This window comes from Pedobacter sp. BS3 (genome assembly GCF_008274585.1).
Taxonomy (GTDB): Bacteria; Bacteroidota; Bacteroidia; order Sphingobacteriales; family Sphingobacteriaceae; genus Hufsiella_A.
Genome location: NZ_VTRT01000023.1, coordinates 1 through 1,253 on the forward strand (window position 1 = coordinate 1; position 1,253 = coordinate 1,253).

At 50.3% G+C, this 1,253-nt stretch carries 1 protein-coding gene; it reads right to left on the reverse strand.

Annotation, left to right across the window (positions count from 1 at the left end; genetic code table 11):
• Positions 1-1,253, reverse strand: a 1,253-nt coding sequence (locus FW774_RS20255; RefSeq protein WP_262714454.1) for a glycosyl hydrolase, incomplete at both ends; no start/stop codon positions are given.

Consider the following 1,253-nt stretch of genomic DNA (forward strand, 5'->3'; position numbering starts at 1 on the left):
TCTGAACCTGTTTGATTGGATACGAAATAGATATCGCTGTCACCATCACGGCGGTGTGTCCAGGCAATGGCATCTTCACCCTGCCGTGTTCCGGCGGCGGTTTCTGGAGAACCGCCCCAGGCCATAGCTTCGCCGGAGGCTTTGATAACCTCGACATCCGGTAGCGTAATGGATTGCATAACCTTCAGAAACTGCGGCGACCACCGGGTACTTACAGCGGAATTATCCCAAAACTCGCGGCCTTTTGTGCGTGTCTTCAGAAAATACTTCCGTTCAGGATCAAAATCATCCTGCCATATACTGTTTAGCCAAACCAGCCGGCCTGCTCCTACCTGATGCTCAAAAATGGTTTTACCGTCTGTATCGCCCCAAAGTTGCGCTGCAAGGGTTTTCACTTCAGCATCTGTTTCCGGATAGCCGGTTAACCCAGGCGAGCATGAAGGCCGGTCTTCGCATACAATTGTTCCGCCTTTCTTGGCAAGAGCAATCAGCTTCTTTAATATCGCGGCAGACATTTTACCGTTTGTTTTAGGCAATATTAAAACCCTGTAGTTAGCACCAGACGGCAAACGAAAAAACCCACCGGAAAAATCCATCTCATGGAGCAGGGTTTCTTCGGCCATCAAATCATAATTGTACTTTTTGTGCAAGCCTTCCGGCATAGAATGCCGCCACTTTAACGTAGGCATCAGACCAACTACATCGGCCACGTTTTTGCCTTGTTGCAGCATATACTGGCAACGGGAAAGGTAATTGACCCAGGCTTTGCCCGGCTCCCACCAGGTTTGACCGGGCACAAACATTGTTCCCCAGAAAAACATATTCATTCCGGGTTTCAGATCCATGCCCCAGGGCTGTAAGGCGGTGCCGTGTAATACCACTTTGTTTACGCCATTACAAAAGGCCAGATCGCCTGCACGCTTGATGGCGTACGGATCTGTTTTCCAGTTACCGTCATTCCAGCGGCCGGTAAAGGCTTCCGCAGCGACCTCTTTGCGGCCATACGTATTGGCAGCACTGCTGGCCCAACGTACAGTATGCATCATTTCGGTGCTTACCCAGAACTCACACATAGGAACCTGCACCCGCCCTGCCATGCGGATGGGATCGAAAGGGGCAATATAAGGCTCGGTCATAAACTCCATGCCCAGTGAATCGGCTTTCCTGGTTAAATGCGTAAAAAAGTTATCGGCAAACAGGTCGGTTTGGGTCAGGTACATATCGTTCTGGAAACGTTGTGTCAGGTCTTCATT